This window comes from Shewanella sp. MR-4, assembly GCF_000014685.1.
In the GTDB taxonomy this organism is placed as follows: domain Bacteria; phylum Pseudomonadota; class Gammaproteobacteria; order Enterobacterales; family Shewanellaceae; genus Shewanella.
In genome coordinates this window covers 3,957,174-3,975,366 of record NC_008321.1, presented here as the reverse complement: position 1 = coordinate 3,975,366, position 18,193 = coordinate 3,957,174, and the positions used below count along the sequence as shown (strand labels likewise).

14 protein-coding genes are annotated in these 18,193 nt (G+C 45.3%); 5 read left to right on the top strand and 9 right to left on the bottom strand.

The annotated features are described in order from the left end of the window. Positions 1–15 precede the first annotated feature (15 nt). From SHEWMR4_RS17400 to SHEWMR4_RS17385, 4 genes are all read right to left on the bottom strand, one after another. Entirely contained in the window at positions 16–2,169 is a 2,154-nt protein-coding gene (locus tag SHEWMR4_RS17400) for a DEAD/DEAH box helicase (RefSeq protein ID WP_011624062.1), read from the bottom strand. Further along, positions 2,159–3,862, bottom strand: a complete 1,704-nt coding sequence (locus tag SHEWMR4_RS17395) for a dsDNA nuclease domain-containing protein (protein ID WP_198134659.1) — start codon at positions 3,860–3,862, stop codon at positions 2,159–2,161. Before SHEWMR4_RS17395 ends, SHEWMR4_RS17400 begins: the two co-directional genes overlap by 11 nt. A gap of 50 nt (positions 3,863–3,912) precedes the next feature. Further along, entirely contained in the window at positions 3,913–4,839 is a 927-nt protein-coding gene (locus SHEWMR4_RS21005) for a nuclease-related domain-containing protein (RefSeq protein WP_011624060.1), read from the bottom strand. 363 nt (positions 4,840–5,202) lie between these two features. Continuing rightward, complete coding sequence (locus tag SHEWMR4_RS17385) at positions 5,203–5,448, bottom strand: DUF3297 family protein (RefSeq protein ID WP_011624059.1); 246 nt, start codon at positions 5,446–5,448, stop codon at positions 5,203–5,205. Positions 5,449–5,836: 388 nt separating this feature from the next. Between SHEWMR4_RS17385 and SHEWMR4_RS17380 the strand changes: the two genes are divergently transcribed. After that, entirely contained in the window at positions 5,837–6,226 is a 390-nt protein-coding gene (locus SHEWMR4_RS17380; RefSeq protein ID WP_011624058.1) for a ribosome recycling factor family protein, read from the top strand. A 152-nt stretch (positions 6,227–6,378) separates the two neighbouring features. Here the strand turns inward: SHEWMR4_RS17380 and SHEWMR4_RS17375 are convergent, their stop codons facing one another. Further along, positions 6,379–8,043: a methyl-accepting chemotaxis protein gene (locus SHEWMR4_RS17375; protein ID WP_011624057.1), complete on the bottom strand. Its 1,665-nt coding sequence runs from the start codon at positions 8,041–8,043 to the stop codon at positions 6,379–6,381. Between the two features lie 274 nt (positions 8,044–8,317). Between SHEWMR4_RS17375 and SHEWMR4_RS17370 the strand changes: the two genes are divergently transcribed. Both SHEWMR4_RS17370 and SHEWMR4_RS17365 read left to right on the top strand, forming a co-directional pair. Continuing rightward, positions 8,318–8,560 carry a hypothetical protein gene (locus SHEWMR4_RS17370; protein WP_041408884.1) on the top strand — a complete coding sequence of 81 codons (243 nt, stop codon included), beginning with the start codon at positions 8,318–8,320 and terminating at the stop codon, positions 8,558–8,560. A gap of 206 nt (positions 8,561–8,766) precedes the next feature. Beyond that, positions 8,767–10,953, top strand: coding sequence for an OsmC domain/YcaO domain-containing protein (locus SHEWMR4_RS17365; RefSeq protein WP_041408883.1), 2,187 nt, complete (start codon positions 8,767–8,769; stop codon positions 10,951–10,953). A gap of 85 nt (positions 10,954–11,038) precedes the next feature. Here the strand turns inward: SHEWMR4_RS17365 and SHEWMR4_RS17360 are convergent, their stop codons facing one another. The 3 genes from SHEWMR4_RS17360 to SHEWMR4_RS17350 all read right to left on the bottom strand — a co-directional run bounded on the left by SHEWMR4_RS17360 (position 11,039) and on the right by SHEWMR4_RS17350 (position 14,871). After that, the gene (locus tag SHEWMR4_RS17360) at positions 11,039–11,947 is read right to left on the bottom strand and encodes a GGDEF domain-containing protein (protein ID WP_011624054.1); all 909 of its coding nucleotides are present in this window, start codon (positions 11,945–11,947) and stop codon (positions 11,039–11,041) included. Between the two features lie 294 nt (positions 11,948–12,241). Then, positions 12,242–12,703, bottom strand: a complete 462-nt coding sequence (locus tag SHEWMR4_RS17355) for a TlpA family protein disulfide reductase (protein WP_011624053.1) — start codon at positions 12,701–12,703, stop codon at positions 12,242–12,244. Continuing rightward, a complete protein-coding gene (locus SHEWMR4_RS17350) occupies positions 12,703–14,871 on the bottom strand; it encodes a TonB-dependent receptor plug domain-containing protein (protein WP_227499212.1) in 2,169 nt (722 codons plus the stop codon). Before SHEWMR4_RS17350 ends, SHEWMR4_RS17355 begins: the two co-directional genes overlap by 1 nt. 137 nt (positions 14,872–15,008) lie before the next feature. On the opposite strand from SHEWMR4_RS17350, the gene SHEWMR4_RS17345 reads away from it, so the two are divergent. Next, positions 15,009–15,491 carry a cupin domain-containing protein gene (locus tag SHEWMR4_RS17345; RefSeq protein ID WP_011624051.1) on the top strand — a complete coding sequence of 161 codons (483 nt, stop codon included), beginning with the start codon at positions 15,009–15,011 and terminating at the stop codon, positions 15,489–15,491. Positions 15,492–15,585: 94 nt separating this feature from the next. On the opposite strand, the gene SHEWMR4_RS17340 is transcribed toward SHEWMR4_RS17345, so the two are convergent. After that, positions 15,586–16,500, bottom strand: a complete 915-nt coding sequence (locus tag SHEWMR4_RS17340; RefSeq protein ID WP_011624050.1) for an alpha/beta hydrolase — start codon at positions 16,498–16,500, stop codon at positions 15,586–15,588. Positions 16,501–16,802: 302 nt separating this feature from the next. Between SHEWMR4_RS17340 and SHEWMR4_RS17335 the strand changes: the two genes are divergently transcribed. Beyond that, positions 16,803–18,173 (top strand): MATE family efflux transporter, encoded by a 1,371-nt coding sequence (locus tag SHEWMR4_RS17335; protein WP_011624049.1) that lies wholly within the window; start codon positions 16,803–16,805, stop codon positions 18,171–18,173. The last annotated feature ends 20 nt before the right edge of the window (positions 18,174–18,193 follow it).

Sequence of the window (18,193 nt, the reverse complement as noted above, 5' to 3'; positions counted from 1 at the left end):
ATAGAGTTTATAATTTTACAAAACTGCTTGTTTGATAAATGATTTATCCATGTAACTTAATTGTGGCAAATAATTGTAATGCATTCGTAAATATCTTATTAATATGTCAATACTGGTTTCACTTAGTCTATCTGTAACGAGCTTCTCTAATGTTTCGATAGGGATCCCCATTTCTTCTAGTGCAGAGAATGAAGGAGGTAAATGATTGTTTTCAAACAAGTGAATTAAGTAGCCAAAATCTGCTTTATTATCTACTAAATTGTTCATTTCATAATTTAATAGATCTTCTAAAAGTAGTAATGCTCTAGTAACTGCATGCTTAAAAATATTTCTGACTATCTTAAGCTCTTTATCTGTTGCATCAGAACGTAATTGTTCATCTATTCTTGATTCATAGATATGTTCTATTCTTTCTTTTAAATATGAACTATGACTATCCGCATAAACATACCACCCTAAACGATTTTTTAGTTCGTCGTTATCAAGATAATGTATGTTAATTTTGCTAAGGGCTCCATACTCAACTTTTTTTATAAATTCTGTAAGTAATTCCAATTGATGTTTTTTAGGTGTTTTTATCTTAATTAATTCATTTTTGTTATGATAAGATAGCTCTGTTAAAAACTTATAACCATCTGCAATTACTTCTGCTTTATATGATTGATGTTTTTTTATGATTTCAATTGGAATATTGTATGTTTTTGAAAACGTATTTAAAATTTGACTTCCTCTATCCGACAAATGTTCTGATTGAATTCCGGCTAATAAATTAATTGGTGAGTTTTCATTTATTTGACCTAAAGGTAGTTCTACTACCTGAGTTTCTTTTGGAGGTATTTCCTCAAGGCAGAAAACATTACCAATGAGATATTGGTTCATTCGTCCAGCACGACCAGAAATGTTTTTGTGCGTAAAGTTATCAATTGATGGTGTGCCTTTTCTATTATCATATATGACTATATTTTTTGCAGAAGTGTTTACGCCTTCAATCATCGTGGATGTACATAATAAAAATTTAATTCTACCAGAATTGAATAAATCAATAGACTTTTGCTGAATTGCACGAGGTAGTGCTCCATGATGTATACCAATTCCATAACTTACTGCTTTAGTACAATTCCAATGATAGCCATAGTTTTCAGTAAGCCATTTTAAATATTCTTTTGTATTTTTATTTTTTATATCTTTGATTTTTTCTGAATTAGTTATGAAGTTAATAATTTGTGCGATAGACGATGCTGATTTACAGTATATTATAGTTTGCTCTTTATGCTCTTCAATAATTTTAGCTAACTGCTCGTTTTTACTTGTTATATTATTTGCTGCAATATCATATTTGTGAATATTAAGAGCTACCGTATTAAAATCGGATGGAATAAAAGTATAGTCTCTACCTAATTTTTCCATACCTCTAAATCCATCAATGTATGGTCCAATCATGTAGAATTGTTTTGATATTGTTAACAGTTTACTTAATGCTATATTTAATGAAATAACTCGAGATGACTCATCATTGTTATAAGCTAATTTATAAAATTCATCAATTATGAATAAATCGATATTGCGTAAGTCATCCCTTTCATTGACACGCTCTTGAGTGAGGATGTAAATTACTCTATCTTTACGTTTAATTTGAGACCCATGATGTATAATTTGTATATCTAGTCCAAATTTTTTTTGAATTCGACGCCTAGTCTCATCAATTAGAGCAATAGTTGGTACTACGATGACGATCTTTTTAAATTTTCTCTCTGTAATAAGTGCATCAATGATAGCACTTTTACCCATGCTTGTGGGGGCGCTTAGCACCACATTTTTACCAGACATTAGTAACCTGAATACTTTTGCCTGCATAGAATGGAAAATGAAATTTTCGTCAAAGTTGCTTCTATATATATCTAGAACAAGCTCTTTTTCAGGAGTTAAATTTTGAAAGTATTTTTTTATATACGGAAATAATCCAGCTTTTCTAAGTAGGTTTTGTAGTAATATTTTTTGTTCTTCAAAGAGCTGGAACTGATCTAAAGCTCTTATTAAATATTCTCGGCCAATCGTGTTTAGTTGTGGAGATGATAAGCAATCATTTGCCTTTTTTAGATATGAAAATGCACTTAACTGTTTATTTTTTACTTCAGTTAGGCAGATTTCAGGGCTTAGATTAGTGTCCATTTTGATCCCCTTGTTTCTGAACTGCACTGATAAGTGATGACATTGATGGAATAGGGTATAGAAATACTTCTATATGTAATTCTTCACAAAATTCATTTTCTAAAATAAGCTCATCAATGAGAGACTTAAACCTATCTATAACTTCGGTAGTTAATTCTTCTAGATAAGTTTTCTCCATTTCTTTCATATTGCACTTAAGATGAACTGATTCATATCCAATGAAAAAAATAAATCTTATCCTGTCTAAAAAATCATCTAAAGATTTATTTTTAGAGAGTATTTCATCTATATCGTGCTCAAGTAAATAGCTATCATCTTTAGCTGTTAAAATTTTATCTTTTTGAGTTGAGAAAGCATCAGAGTCAATTAAGTTATGAAATTTTTTCACGATTTCAGATAATGATTTATTAATATCGTTGAATATTAATTCACTAAATCCCATTAGTAGCTTATCTGGAGCATGATCTTCTAATACAATATGAATATTATCAAAACATGTTCTTTTGCTATCATCTATATGTAGTTCAGCTGCTATGGGTTGTGATTTATATTGAGTTCTAATTATCGAGTGAAGTAAGGCTTTTGATATTAAGTTTTTGATAAATGTTATATTCGTATTGTATCTTTGAGTAAATGTAGAGAACTTGTTTACTAAATTTTCAGGGGCGTTATCTGCAATTTCTGTTGGGTGTAGTAGAACTTCAGGTAGCCATAAGTGCAAGTTTTTAGCTAGAAGGTTATAACTATATTTTCTTTGATGATATTGGCCTTGAAGACCTGTACATAATTTTTCACCTGTAAGGTTGTATATATCCCTATCATGGAAAAAAGATGAAAGAATCGCTGTTAGTTCCTTTCGGCTGGTTGTATACACTTTTACATGGTTTCTACTGAGGCCTGCATAATACTCCACTTCTGCATTAAACCATGGAATAAAGTCAGTTCGATGGTAAGATTTATTTGCTATAGTTTTTAGAATCCTCGAAGCTGCGCCTTTATCGGTAACATTTTTTAGCAGAGAAGCCAGAATACGCTCTGGATCCCCATTAGCACTCAAGTAAATTCCTTTCTGTTGTGCTGACTGAAGAATTAATTTTGTACAAAGTAACTCTAGATGTTCACGATTTGGAATCACCGTCCATTCGGCATGATCTAGCCAATACTCTGTATCATTACCATTTGGAGAGGTATAAGGCGGTAGTTTTTTGCGATTACGATTAATAGCTGTATCAAGTCTCTTTAATAAAGGTTCCCTTTCTTGTGTTTTTTCATTTCGGTCAATAATTGAAATTTTTAAGTATCTCAAAGCATCAGTGACATCTCGAGAAGTCAATATTCTAAAGAAGCTAGGTAGCTTCTCTTTATCGCATTTGATAGATTTATGTAGAATTGAATCTTCCAAACTAATATTTTGATTTACCCTTTGTCGTCCAGTCGGAGGAACTGTTTTTATGCTTGCTTCCGCAAATTCTTTTATGCACCATTTTGTATCACTGTCGGTTGTTTTTACTTGGATGTATTCGATCTTATCTGCATAAATTAAGTCTATATCGTCTATTACTTCACAACGTACTGACAGCAGTGATTTATCTTGAAGCATATTGAGCACATAATATGCCGCTGCTAAGTTTTGATATGTGAAACCTTTAAGTGCCGCAACACCGCCACCATCAGATTGGGTCATAGTATTCATTTTGTTCATCTTTATTATCTAGCAATGCTGTATTTGGCTGACAAGTGTCATCATTTCCCCACCTCGCTTTTACTTAGGCATCTTTGGGCGACTTGGTAGATGATGGAGTCGACTTGTTGCTGGGTAAGGTCTTGGGTCTTCAGTTTTGGGATTGTTCCGACTAATTGTTTGTGATTTAGGATCGGGAACGGTGGTTTCGATTGGCTTGTGACATACCAGCCGGGGAATACTAGGGCTGGGGTGGCGGCGACGGGGGAGCCTGTAGCCTTGGTTAACCATTGGCTGACCCATTGGGCTTGGCGCTCGGCTTGTTCGATTGGCTTGGTTTCTGTCCACGAGGGGAAGTTTAAGCGCCCGTCTTTGTAAAATACTTGATAGCCTTTCTTACCAGAACTAGAGCCAGAGCCTCCGCCATTGCCATTGGTTTGGCGTAGGTCTTTATTGCGCTTATGGCGGCCTTTGGTTTCTATCGCGAATACGCCATTTTTGCCGATAACGAGGTGGTCGATATTAAAGCCGTCGGCTTGTACATCGTGAAACACTTGATAACCCAAGGCTTGTAGGCCGATAAGCTCATTGGCGGTGGCGATCTCTGCCGTATGCCCTAGGCGTAATTTGGTGAGTTTGGAGAAGTTTTTCCAAGTTTTAATACCGCAATAAGTTAATCCCATTAAACCTGTTAGGGCGTAAACCCAAGGGAATTTCCCGACGGCAATATGTGCTTGAATACTGCTTATTGCAAAGGGGAAACACACTATCATCAGCCCCATCATCATGCTGCCGATTAAATCTAATTGCAGATCTTGGATTTGCTTTTGTAAGCCATAGGCGGGAATACGGCTGAGTTGCTCGCGATCAACGGGCAGGGTGACAGTAGCATCGCGGTACTTGAGCAGCGCGTACATCACTCCAATTGTGACGAACATGCTGGAGAGGATGATCACTATCGATAAAAGATTGTTTGTAAAATCTGCCATTTACATCCTTGAAATAGAAAGGTTTATCGTTAATTCCATAACGCACACATGTTGAATGTGCTTGATACCTTGGTGGCAGAGGAGGCTGTTAAGAGTGGGGCGGCATGGTACAGATTGGCTGCTTCATCCCTAAATAGCGTGCTCGATACTGGCGTTCGAGTGTGGCTCTGCATTTCCCTTAGTGGTCACACTTTAACCCGCGCTATGCGGTTTAATCAATGCGTTTTATCACAAAAGCTTATTTTAAATAACAACTTGCGAATGCTTGGGGAGATGAATTGCTGGGCGTTTTGGGGTTATACAGGGCAAATAAAAACGGCCAATAGAATTGGCCGTTTTTATTATCCATTAAGCCGCGGGTGCTTAACGGTAAAATGCTTCTACTGTGCCTTTGATGGTTAACAGTAGAGGTTGACCGCGACGGTCTAAAGATTTGCTTGGTACTTTAACCCAGCCTTCGCTGATGCAGTATTCTTCGACATCGAAACGTTCTTTACCGTTCACGCGGATACCCACATCGTATTGGAAGACTTCAGCTACATGGTGGCGGCTGCGTGGGTTAACCGAAAGACGATCCGGTAATGCGGGTTGTGAAGTTGTGTCAGTCATGGTCGTTATCTGTAGTGAACAAAAAGTGCGTTATTGTAGGCAATCCCGCCGCCTTGCTCAAGGACTGTTGTTGTCAGTCTGTGACGCCTAAGCCGCTATCTTGGGCGAGCGGTACTTAGCGTGAGTTGATGCGTGAGTTGTTGCATGAGTCTGTATCGTCTTTTGTTCGCACCCGCCGCAGGGTAAACTCTGGCGGCGTTGGCTATAGGTTTCGCGCCTAAGGCATCGAGCATAAGGCATCGAGCATAAGGCATCGAGCATAAGGCATCGCACATAAGGCGTTACGCTTAAGGCTTAGCGCTTACAGCTTACAACTTAGCACTTACGACTTAGCGCCGCGCTCCGTTATTCACCCATATTCGACCCAAGGCCCGATAGTTAACTTGCCATGCATGATGATATTAGTATTCCCTTGCCATCCCTCATCCATCGCATCGGCCGCGAGGCGGTTAAGCGGGCGCAGGCGATTGCAGTGCAAAAGGGCTGCGAGCTTAAGCGGGTGCGCCGCTCCCGTAATTGGAGCATCACAGGGCAGGCTATCGCGATTCAAAGCTGCTGCGTCGAGTTAAAAGCGCAGAGTGATACTGCCGAATTTGCCTTTATGATCAAAAAGATCGATAGCGGCTTATTACAACACGCAGATAAGCTTGAACCACTCGGCGCAAAATTGGTTCGCCTAATTAACCAAAACCCTGCCATTACCTTGGGCGAGCTGATGCAACAAACACAATGCACGATGAGCGAGGCGCGCCTTGCCCGCTTCGAGGCCGAGCTTTGATGCCGAACTCTATTATGTTGGGTTATTAGCAAGCAGCCACCAAGAAAAAGGCCTCAATTGCTTGAGGCCTTAGGTGGTTAAAGATAACTATTGATACCGCATCGACTATCACTGAATCGACGTACGCCGACCGCCAATATCACGCCTTAGCGTTAAATCTTAAATTGGCCGACGAGTTTGCCGAGGTTAAGTCCTTCCTGCGACACGGTTTGGCTCACGCTCGCCGCCTCTTCGCTAGAGTGCAGCAGCTCATTCACAATCTCTTGAATAGCAAACACATTGCGGTTGATTTCTTCGGTCACTGAGCTTTGCTCGGTCGCCGCCGTGGCAATTTGGGTACTCATATCGTTGATGGCGGTCACCGCCGAGGTCACTGAGCCTAAGCTTTCGGAGATGGCGCGGGACGAATCCACCGAGCGTATACAACTCTGCTGACTCTCTTCCATGGTTTTAACCGCTAAGCTCACCAGCTTGTGCAGTTCAGATAGCATCTCGTTGATTTCTAATGTGCTTGATTGAGTACGGCTGGCTAAGTTACGTACCTCATCGGCCACCACGGCAAAGCCACGACCCTGCTCGCCAGCGCGGGCGGCTTCAATCGCGGCATTTAATGCCAACAGGTTGGTTTGCTCGGCAATGCCGCCGATCACCGAGAGCACGCTATTAATTTTTTGCGACTGTTCACTCAAGGATTGAATGTTACTGGCGGCATTATTGATTTGCGCCATCAGCGCCGAAATCTCCTCTAACGAGGCATCGACACAACGCTGGGCATTGGCCACATCGCCCGTGGCGGCGTGGGTCGCTTCGGCCACTTGGGTGGTGTTTTGCGCTACTTCACTCGCGGTGGCAGACATCTCAGTAATGGCGGTAACCACTTGATCTGTTTCATTGTTATGGCTGATAAGCTGGCGCGACATCACCTTAGTTTGGTCATGAATCGCATTGGCTGCGGTTTTGACCTTAGCGGTGGCATGGGCCACATCGCCGATAATGGTTTGCAGTTTATCGACAAACAGGTTGAAGGAGCGGCCGAGTTGAGCGATTTCATCGTCGCCCTTCACCGCGAGGCGCTTGGTTAAATCGCCTTCGCCTTTGGCGATATCGTTTAAGTTATCGGCCATGTTTTTAATTGGTGTGACCATGCGCTGGGCGGTCACTAAGATCACGGCGGCGGTAATGGCTGCTAATAACAGTGCAATCAATAAAATCGCGTAGGACTTATCGATCATCTGCTCGGTGACTGTGGTGCGGTAATCCTCAACCACGGCATCGATATCGTCGATATAGGCGCCAGTGCCGAGCATCCAATCTGTGCCTGGGATCATCATGGAGTAGCCGATTTTTTCGATTTGCTCGTTGGTATTGGGTTTTTGGAAATAGAACGAGAAATTACCGTCACCGTTTTTGGCGGCATTGAGTAGGCCGACAATGATCTTGGTGCCACGGGGGTCGGTCATATCGATTTTATTCTGCCCCTCGAGGTTGGGCATGACCGCATGGAATAGGTTTTTACCTTGGGAATCGTAAATAAAGAAGTAGCCCGAACTGCCAAAGCGAATATCACGTAGGGCTTGGTTAACATTGCCCTGTTCTTTTAACGATAGCTGGTATTGCACTATGCCTGCGGCGATTTGGGTGGCTTCTTTGATTTGGGTTTTACGCTCACCGATTAACTTTTCTCTAAATGTGGTGACTTCATCGGCAAGCGCCGATTGCTCGACATGGTAGGAAACTGTCATCAGCACTATGAGGGTCAGAATCAACGGGAACAGTGCGAGTAGGAGCAATTTGTTACGTAAACTGAAATTAGACATGTTCAACAACTCCGGAATAAGCCGCTTTATTATTGCAGGGCAGTATAACGAATCCCCAATATTCTTAAGTGCTTAAGTTAACAAAAATCTAATGTAACCGACAAAAGTGCAAAGTGGTATTTGACTTAAGGATGAGGGCGAAAGGCTGAGTCACTTCGTTGATCTTAATCAAAGCCTAAATAAGCCAATGCGCTCATTATATTAGCTAATCTTTATGCATAGGCGGCGCTTGTTTGTTTGAGCTTAATCAAGACGCGCAACTAAAGGCAGGACTGTGACTAATCAAAGGCTGATAACGCTGTTAAAAATCTGCATTGGCCTTGGGCTGTGCCTGATTATGCTTGGGATTTATCTGCATAACTTTAATGAAACCGTCGAAGCCATGGGCGTAAAAGGCATTATTATCAGCGCCGTTTGCGTTGCCGTTGGCATGGCGTTATCCCTGCCGACAAAGATGTATCTCACCTTTTTACTGGTTAAGCGCGAGGCGGATAAGCAAGGCAGTGCTGAGCATTAACCCACAGGGAATGTAGCAATAAATCCTACTCTGCTGCGTGCTGCCCAAGGCATAAAAATCCCGCTGGTGTTTTTTTAACATAATTAACCCAAGACTAATGGGCGAAAAACACCGATAATTCCCCCCAGACGATAGCGCCCAAGGGCAATGCTGTGCGGTAACGAATGCGATTACCGCGTTTGAGCATATTGAGTGGAAAAATTCTAATGGAAATCAAAGTTAATTTTCTCGACAACCTGAGACTCGAAGCCAAGTTCGACGATTTTACGGTAACGGCCGATCAGCCCATCCGTTATAAGGGCGACGGCTCGGCGCCGAGTCCCTTCGATTACTTTTTAGCTTCTTCGGCATTGTGCGCCGCCTACTTTGTGAAGGTATATTGTAAATCCCGCGATATTCCGACGGACAATATCCGTCTGTCGCAAAACAATATTGTCGACCCAGAAGATCGCTACAACCAGATTTTCCAGATCAATGTCGAATTACCCGACGATATTTCGGATAAAGATCGCGAAGGTATTTTGCGCTCCATCGACCGCTGCACAGTAAAGAAAGTCGTGCAGACTGGCCCAGAATTTAGAATCGAAACCGTTGAAAACCTCGATGCCGATGCCAATGCCATGTTGATGGGTCACCCAGGCGACGACAGTAGCACCTATATCTTGGGTAAAGACTTACCGCTGGAGCAGACCATTGCCAATATGACCGGCATTTTGGCTGAGCTTGGGATGAAGATTGAGATCTCCTCATGGCGTAACATTGTGCCCAATGTGTGGTCACTGCATATCCGTGACGCCGCATCACCCATGTGTTTTACCAATGGTAAAGGCGCAACCAAAGAGAGCGCGTTGTGCTCGGCCCTCGGTGAATTTATTGAGCGTTTAAACAATAACTTTTTCTATAACGATCAATTCTTTGGCGTTGAAATCGCCAATAGCGAGTTTGTGCATTATCCCAACGAAAAGTGGTTTGCCCTAGAGGAAGACGACGCCCTGCCAGCGGGTCTGTTAGACGACTACTGCCTAGAGATTTATAACCCCGATGAGGAGCTGTGTGGCTCACATCTTATCGACACTAACTCGGGCAATCGTGACCGAGGCATTTGTGCGATTCCGTACAAGCGTAAATCCGATGGCGAGACTGTGTACTTCCCATCGAACCTGATTGAAAACCTGTTCTTAAGCAATGGCATGAGCGCGGGTAACAACATCAAAGAAGCCGAAGTACAGTGTCTCTCTGAAATCTTCGAGCGCGCGGTGAAACGCCAAATTATCGAGCAAGAAATCGTCCTGCCAGACGTGCCTATGTCGGTGTTAGAAAAATACCCAAGCATTCTTGCGGGCATTAAGGGCTTAGAAGAACAAGGCTTCCCAGTGGTGGTGAAAGATGCCTCCTTAGGCGGTCAGTTCCCTGTGATGTGCGTGACGCTGATGAATCCGAAAACCGGCGGGGTATTCGCCTCCTTCGGTGCCCACCCAAGCTTTGAAGTGGCATTGGAGCGCAGTCTGACCGAATTGCTCCAAGGTCGCAGCTTCGAAGGCTTAAACGATGTGCCAAAACCGACCTTTAACAGCATGGCGGTGAGCGAGCCTGAAAACTTTGTTGAGCACTTTATCGACTCAACTGGGGTGATCTCATGGCGCTTCTTTAGCAGCAAGCATGACTATGAGTTCTGCGAATGGGATTTCTCTGGCACTAACCAAGAGGAAGCGGACCGTTTATTCGGCATTTTAGAAGAGCTAGGTAAAGAGGTGTATGTCGCCGAATTTACCGAATTAGGCGCATCGGCTTGCCGTATTTTAGTGCCTGATTACTCAGAAGTTTATCCAGTAGAAGACCTGATTTGGGACAACACCAACAAGGCGCTGGATTACCGTGAAGATATTCTGAATCTGCATTCTTTAAGCACTAAGCAATTGGTTAACCTAGTCAATCGTTTAGAAGAAAGTCAGCTCGATAACTACACCGATATTCGTACCCTGATTGGTATCGTCTTCGATGAAAATACCGTTTGGGGTAAGTTGACGATTATCGAACTTAAGATCTTGATTTATCTGGCACTCGGCGCGCATGAAGAGGCGTTGGAATTAGTCGGTGAGTTCCTGCAATTTAACGATAATACCGTGAAGCGCAATCTGTTCTTCCAAGCAATGAGCGCGGTACTGGAAGTGACGCTGGATGAAGACCTTGAGCTCGAAGACTTTAGCCATAACTTTACCCGCATGTTTGGCGCGGAAGTGATGGAACAAGTGGTCGGTAGTGTTACTGGTAAAGTTCGTTTCAGCGGTTTAACTAAGACCAGCATGCAGCTCGAAGGGATTGAGCCACATTTACGCTTAATCGAGAGCTATAAGAAACTGCACGCCGCCCGCAAGGCCAAAGCGGCGAACTAATAGCAAACGTCTAAGAATCTGATGTGTATAAAAAAGCGAACCTAGGTTCGCTTTTTTAATGGTTGTTTGCCAAGGATATACAGCCTTAAGCGCTATTGGCAATAACGCGATTCTTACCATCTCGCTTGGCTTGATAGAGCGCGGCATCGGCGCGTTTTAGGGTGTCTTCATAGGATTTATCGCCCGCCTCTATACTCGCGACACCTATGCTGACGGTGGCAAACAACCCCTTTACTGACAGTTTTTGCAATGCTTTAAAGCAGCAGTCACAGAGGTATTCGGCAAACACTATGGCTTGGTCATGCTCAACCCCAGGCAGGGCAATCACAAATTCATCGCCACCAAAACGGTAGGCGCTGTCGGTCTTTCTAAATTGTTGTTGGCAGGCTTCGGCGACGGCTATGATCACCCGATCCCCTGCTTGGTGGCCGAGTTGATCGTTGATCCGTTTTAAGTGGTCCAGATCTAAGACTAAGATCGAGGCGGGAATGTGATGTCGGCTAAAGGTGTCGAAGAGTAGTTGTAAATCACGGTCTAAACGACGGCGGTTATAGAGCCCGGTCAGTTGGTCGGTATCGCTTAATTGCCGCAGTTGTAATTCCAGTTTATGGCGTTTGGAAATATTGCTGGCGACCCAGAGGACGACGGGTTCGTTATCGACGAGAAAATCTAACGCCTGAATACGCCCCTCAAACCAGATAGGTTGGGCAGGGCCGTTATCGGGTAAGCCTTTGACATCCTTATTACTGAGCTCATATTCCTCGATCAGCAACTTACGGCTATCTAAGGCTTGTTCAATGATATTAAGGTAGTAAGCGGTCTTTTCAGCGTTGAGTACATCACCGAGGGAGAGGCCGATTAATCCGCTGCCATCGTGGTAATAACGCGCATCTTTGCCGCCAAACACGGCAACATAGCGGCCACTCTTGGAAAGAATAAACGCCGGATCGGGTAGCGCGTCCAGCACTAAAGCCATTTGTTCAACATTGACCATCAAACAAGCCCCTATTCGTTAAAGGGTCTAATAGATAGAAGCGCTTTTGTTTGCTTCTAATCTGTTATCACACCTGTTACTGCAATTACTCCAAATCATCTACCCAGGTGGATTTTTTCGAGCCTAGGCATGAGCCGGAGTAACACTCTAAGTGTATCTGATGTTGGTAATGAACAGTGTAGATAAGCGTTGATTTCGTAAGGTGAAACCTATTGCTTCCAATCAGGATAGCGTATTCTTTAAGCGAAGAAAACAAAACTCTGATTGAAAACAATAGATTAAATTATGTTGATATTAACTTGCGCGACAGAGTTGAGCCTTAAGTTCTGCTTCATCGGTAAAACCGCGATAGCCTTTGATTAATTCTCCCTTGGTATTGAGCAGCAGCAGGATTGGCGTGGCGGGAATGCCGCCCATCTCCTGTAGCAAGGCGGGCGGCGCACGGTAGGCCTCAAAGGGAAAATTCAACCTAAACAGGGCACGTTTTAAGGCTAAGTTATCCCCGTTGACCCCAAGCGCCACGGGTTGAATCGGTTGACGACAGCTTTGATGCAGCTGCTTGAGTACACTGGCCTGCTTGATACACCAAGGGCATTCAGGCTCGAAAAACATCAATGCCGTGGCTTGCCCCTCGAGATGCGACAAGTCGGTCACTTGCTGACCCCGCAAAGCTTGAAACTGATAGTCGCGGGTGAGCTGCGCCGCCGATAACGGCAGGGCGCAGCACAACAGCATAAGGAGAAGAGTGCGCTGCATTAGAAGCTAAACTTCATGCCTGCATAGATCTCTCTGCCTCGCAGTGGGCCATAGATATAGCCCACGTCGAAGGCGCCTTCCGCATCGTAAAATAGCGGTGTTTCTTCATCTCCCGCTTGGGTGTAGTCAAACAGGTTGCTGACCCCAGTGTAGAGCGACAGGGTATCGTTAAGCTGATAACTGACCTTTAAATCTAAAGTCACGTAAGAGGGGGCATCCGTGGTCTTTTTCGAGCTAGGGTCGACTTGGCCATTGGCATCGAGGCGGTTATAGCCTTCGTAGCCAAAGTCGGACAGATCGCGACTACCAATCCATACTAGGTTGGCAAAGATTTCCCAGTCATTCACGTCCCAATCCATGCTGAGCGTGACCCGTTTTTCAACAGGTGCAATGGCATAGGAGGATTTAAAGACAGAGTCATAATCAAAATGCTCGGCTGTTAGGCTTAGACTCATATCGTCGGTCAAACGATAGCCTAGGGCGATATCGCTGGTAATAACCCTTGCTTTTTCATCGAGTTGGGTCAGCAAAGGAATACCATGGTCGTTGGTGGTTAATGCCGCTAAATGCTCGACTTCGGTCCAGGCAATCGAGGCGGTCGAGGTGAGACGCTCGCCCTCGTAGCTCAGGGCATAGTTGGCTGAGTTGGAGCGTTCTAGCTCGTCGATATCGATGTCAAAGCCGAGTGATCCGTCTAAGATGCCGTGGTCGGTTTCAAAGAAGGATAATGGCGCGCGATAGCCGCGACCTGCGGATAGGCGTGAAGTCCACTCATCATTGTGGCGCAGACGAATGTCGACCCTAGGAGACAGAATCGACTCATCGAGTTCGGTGCCGGGTTTGTTAGGATCGGTAAAATCGGCGCTGATAGTATCGTAACGCAGCGCCATTGCAACTTCTAAAGACTCAGTGGCTTGCCAAGTGTCCTGTAGATAAACGCCTTTTACATCATAGTCAAAGGAGTCGGAAACATAGTCAGGGTTGGCACTGCCCGAGCGGGAATGGGAGCGCATTTCCTCTGTGCGTAAGTCGGCGCCGAAGGTGAGTAGTTGGCTATCGGTCAAAAGATAGTTAAAGCGCGCGTCGAAGAACCACATCTTATCATCGGCGGTGTAGTCGAAGCCTTCATAGAAGGAGTCCTGCTTATGGTCGGCGTAACTGGCGGTAAGGTGCATGTTCCAGTTGTCGTTAAATTCCCTCAGCCAAGCGAGTGAGGCCTCGTTACGCTGGGTTTTAATCCATTCGGTGGTTTCCCAGGCTTTTCCTGTGTAGCGCTTACGCACATCACCATCTTCAAACAGCTGTTGTGGCTCGCTCGACTGACCATCGTAGCCGGATAACACGTTCCCCGTACTAGAAGCGACGCCATCGGCAAAGGTGCTGCCTAACATAGGGCCACCGAAAATTTCCGATTGAATATTGGCGACGCGCATCACTAAGTTATCGGTATCGGTCACATCGTGGGAGACTCGAGCGGTCAGGCTGCGGTTTTCCTGCATCGGTGCTTCGTTGACTTTGTTATTGTCCGCATCGGCTTGATCTCTATCATCATATTGGGCAACGAGTGTCGCGCGGGTGCGGCCATCTTGGGTCACGCCTTTACCGAGAAAACCCAGTTTACGGTAGCCATTTTCACCGGCGGAGATATCCAACTCTGCGCCGTTTTCTGTGGGCTCGTAGCTGACAATATTAATGGTGCCGCCAATGGCTTCGGGGGCAATTAAGGATGCGCCCGCACCACGGGCAACTTCAATCCGTTCCACCCCAGTTGTTGGAATGGCATCGACCGCATAATAGCCCGAGATCATGGTGTGTACGGGTAAACCATCGACCAAAATCGTGGTTTGCTCACCTTTCATGCCGTTGAGCATAATCCGCTTAACCCCACACATAGAGCATTCGTTGGAGACTTTGACGCCGGGGGAATTATCAATCGCCTCGGAGAGGTTAACGGCATTTTTGTTCTCAATCACGCTGGCGTCGATGACTTCGGTTTTCATGATAGTGTTAGCCAAGGTTCCGGCTTGCTCTAATCGTTGTCTTACGCCGACAACACTCACGCGCTCGATTTTATCCAGTTCAGGTTGGTTCACTTCGTCTGCGCTGGCCAAGGGGGGATGTAGTAGGGCTGCTAACAGGATGGCAAGGTAAGTAGGCTTCACTCTCATTTCTCCGTAAAATTACAAGTGGCAGCATTATATGTAAATGAGAATAATTATTATTTGATTTTGGTCATGGTTCTAACATCTTCTTAAAAAAGGTATTAGCCAAGATACAAATTCTGAAAATGAATGGAGTAGTAAAGATGCAGAATGCAGATGATTTTATTCAGTATTTAGAACTTGAGCAGCATGTAGAAGGCGGATATTACCGTTCTTCCTATCGCTCAGAATCGGCTTTTGATCCGAGTCGTCAGCTGTGGAGCAGCATTTATTTCTTACTGCGAACCGGCGAAGTGTCGCATTTTCATCGACTCACGGCCGATGAGATGTGGTATTTCCATGCGGGTCAATCCCTGACGATTTATATGATTTCCCCCGAGGGCGAGCTGACCACGGCGCAGTTGGGGCTGGATTTAGCCGCGGGCGAAAGGCCACAGTTTTTAGTGCCTAAGGGCTGTATTTTTGGCTCGGCCATGAATCAACCAGGGTTTTCGCTGGTGGGCTGTATGGTGTCACCCGGTTTTACCTTCGATGACTTTGAATTGTTTAGCCAAGAAGCTTTGCGGGCCATGTATCCGCAGCATCAAGACGTGATCCACAAACTGAGTCGGCCAGAGACGAAATAGCGTCGTTTGATCATTGCGTTATCATGCAATGGGTTGTTTGTTGAATGGATTCTATAGCCGCATGCCAAGCATTAAGGCATGCGGCTTAAGCAGGTTAAGCGCGAATAATATGGGTTACCTGCACCATGGCATCCCGCGCCGATTGGCTGACACCAGCGAGTTGGAAGAAGCCATGGATCACCCCTAAATAACGGCGGCAATGGGCATTTACGCCCGCATCCAACAGGTTACGGAATAGCTGTTCACCCTCATCTAACAGGGGATCGAACTCGGCGGTAATGATATGGGTTTCGGGTAAACCTTCTAACTCTTGGCTGCGAAGTGGGCTGGCTTCGACATCGGTTCTGGGGTGCCAATCGAGGTACATATCAAAGCCCGTGAGCAGCGTGTCGCGGGTGATAATGTACTTGTCGCCATTGTCGATATAGCTCTGACTTTTGGCGGTCGCATCCAACATAGGATAGATAAGCACTTGTTTTTTAGGTAACCATTGCCCTTTTGATTTTAATCGCAGGCAAGTGACTAAGGCTAAATGGCCGCCGGCGCTGTCGCCCATCAGAGTGATATTGGTGTTGTCCCCGCCCCATTGCTGGCAATGTTGCTGCACGAGATTGGCTGCATTGAAGGCATCGTCATGGGCGGCGGGGTACACATGCTCAGGGGCGAGACGATAGCTGACCGCCACCACTAACGCGCCAGAATCATTGGCGATTTTACGCAGTTGTTGGTTATGGGTGGCGATGCCGCCACTGACAAAACAGCCGCCGTGATAGTAAATGACTACGGGTAAGTTGTTGTCCGCCGAGGGCTTAAATAGGGTTAATTCTATGCTTTCAAGGGATAAGGTTTTGACCTCAAACACCGCTTCCGGCTCGCCAGCCAATACCGTGCTGGCGATATACCCTTGACGACGTTCCTCAAGGCTTTGCTCGCGCACCGAAGGGCAACCTGCGGCGATAAACTCGCTCACCAATTGTTTAATTCCGTCTTCTAAATAGAGTTGGCTCATGTGCAGTTTCCCTGAATATATTCGGTGAGCGCTTATCGCCCCTTGTGGTCGGCAAAGTGTATCGGCTCAATGTTGAAAAGGGTAGTGTATTGGCTGATTTGCTATTAACTCCATCTATTTCAGTTGATTAGCACTTGTTGATAAAACTTGTTGATGGAGGCATCGCCAATGAATACGGTTGCAGCGGTCAGTTTGGTTGTAATGAAAGATTGAGCACAATCTAAAAATGTAAGAAAATTACCGTTCGCCAACCTTGGCGTGTTATTGCTATTTCACTTGTCTTCCAGCGGTAAGGATAGAACGTGGCCAAATCAGCTAAAACCCTGCAACAACGCATGGGCATTGTAGCCCTCACTTGGCCGATTTTTATCGAAACCTTGCTGCAGTCCTTACTCGGGATCAGCGATATTTTTATGCTGAGCCATTATTCCGATAATGCCGTCGCCGCAGTGGGGCTCACCACCCAATTGATGTTTTTTATGATGGTGATGTCCATGATGGTCAGCACGGGCGCCAGCATTCTGATCAGCCAAAATAATGGTGCGGGGCAGACGCAGCAAGCAACCGATATTGGTGTCGCCAGTGTGGCCTTAAGTTTAGGCTTAGCCGTGATTATGGGGGCATCGATGTTTTTCGGTGCCCACGGCATTATCGGTTTGTTTGCCCTAGAGCCAGAGGTCGCAGGCTATGGTTATGACTATCTGCTGATCTGCGGCAGTTTAAGTATTGGGCTGGTGATGAACATCGCCTTTGCCGCCATCTTACGTAGCTACGGTTTTACCCGCTCGGCCATGTTAGTCACCTCCAGCACGGGATTGATGAATGTGCTCGGTAACTATATTGCCCTCTATTCTCCCTTTGGTTTGCCGGTTTATGGAGTGACTGGGGTGGCGATTTCGACTGTAACCAGCCAGATTATCGGTGCCTTGATTATGCTGGCTGTGATCCACCGTAAAGGTATCCCGCTGCCGATGCCAAGGTTGAAGTTATTGCCGCGCAGTACCTATTGGAGTGTGATGCGCATAGGTTTGCTCAATGCGGGCGAAATGCTGTCCTACAACGTGGCACAGATGACCATCATCTATTTTATTAGTCAGATGGGCACACTCTCGTTGACCGCCTATACCTATGGTTTGAATATCAGCCGCTTTATTTACTGTTTTGCGGTGGCGCTTGGGCAGGCATCGCAAATTCAAACCGGTTACTACGTCGGTAAACAATGGTTCGATGAGATTACTGTGCGGGTGCAAAAATATTGCCTTGTGGGCTTTATTGCTTCCCTCGCCATAGTGTTAACCTTTTATTGGCAGCGTTTTACCATAGTGGGCTGGCTGAGTGAAAACCCTGAGGTCATTCAACTTACCGCACTCCTGCTATTGGGTTCCATTGCGCTGGAAACCGGCCGAGTCTTTAATCTGGTAATTATTTCGGCATTAAAAGGCGCGGGGGATGTGGCGTTTCCGGTGCGCGTGGGCCTGTTTAGCATGTGGGGAATTGGCGTGCTATTGGCTTGGTTCTTTGGGCTGCATTTAGGTTATGGCGTGCTGGCCGCTTGGCTTGCTGTTGCGGCCGATGAATGGGTGCGAGGCTTGATTATGGTGCACCGTTGGCGCTCGGGTCGCTGGCAGCGTTTTACCCGTATTCCGCCAGCAACGCCTGTTTCATCACGTTAATAGCTTGGCTTTAAGCGCTC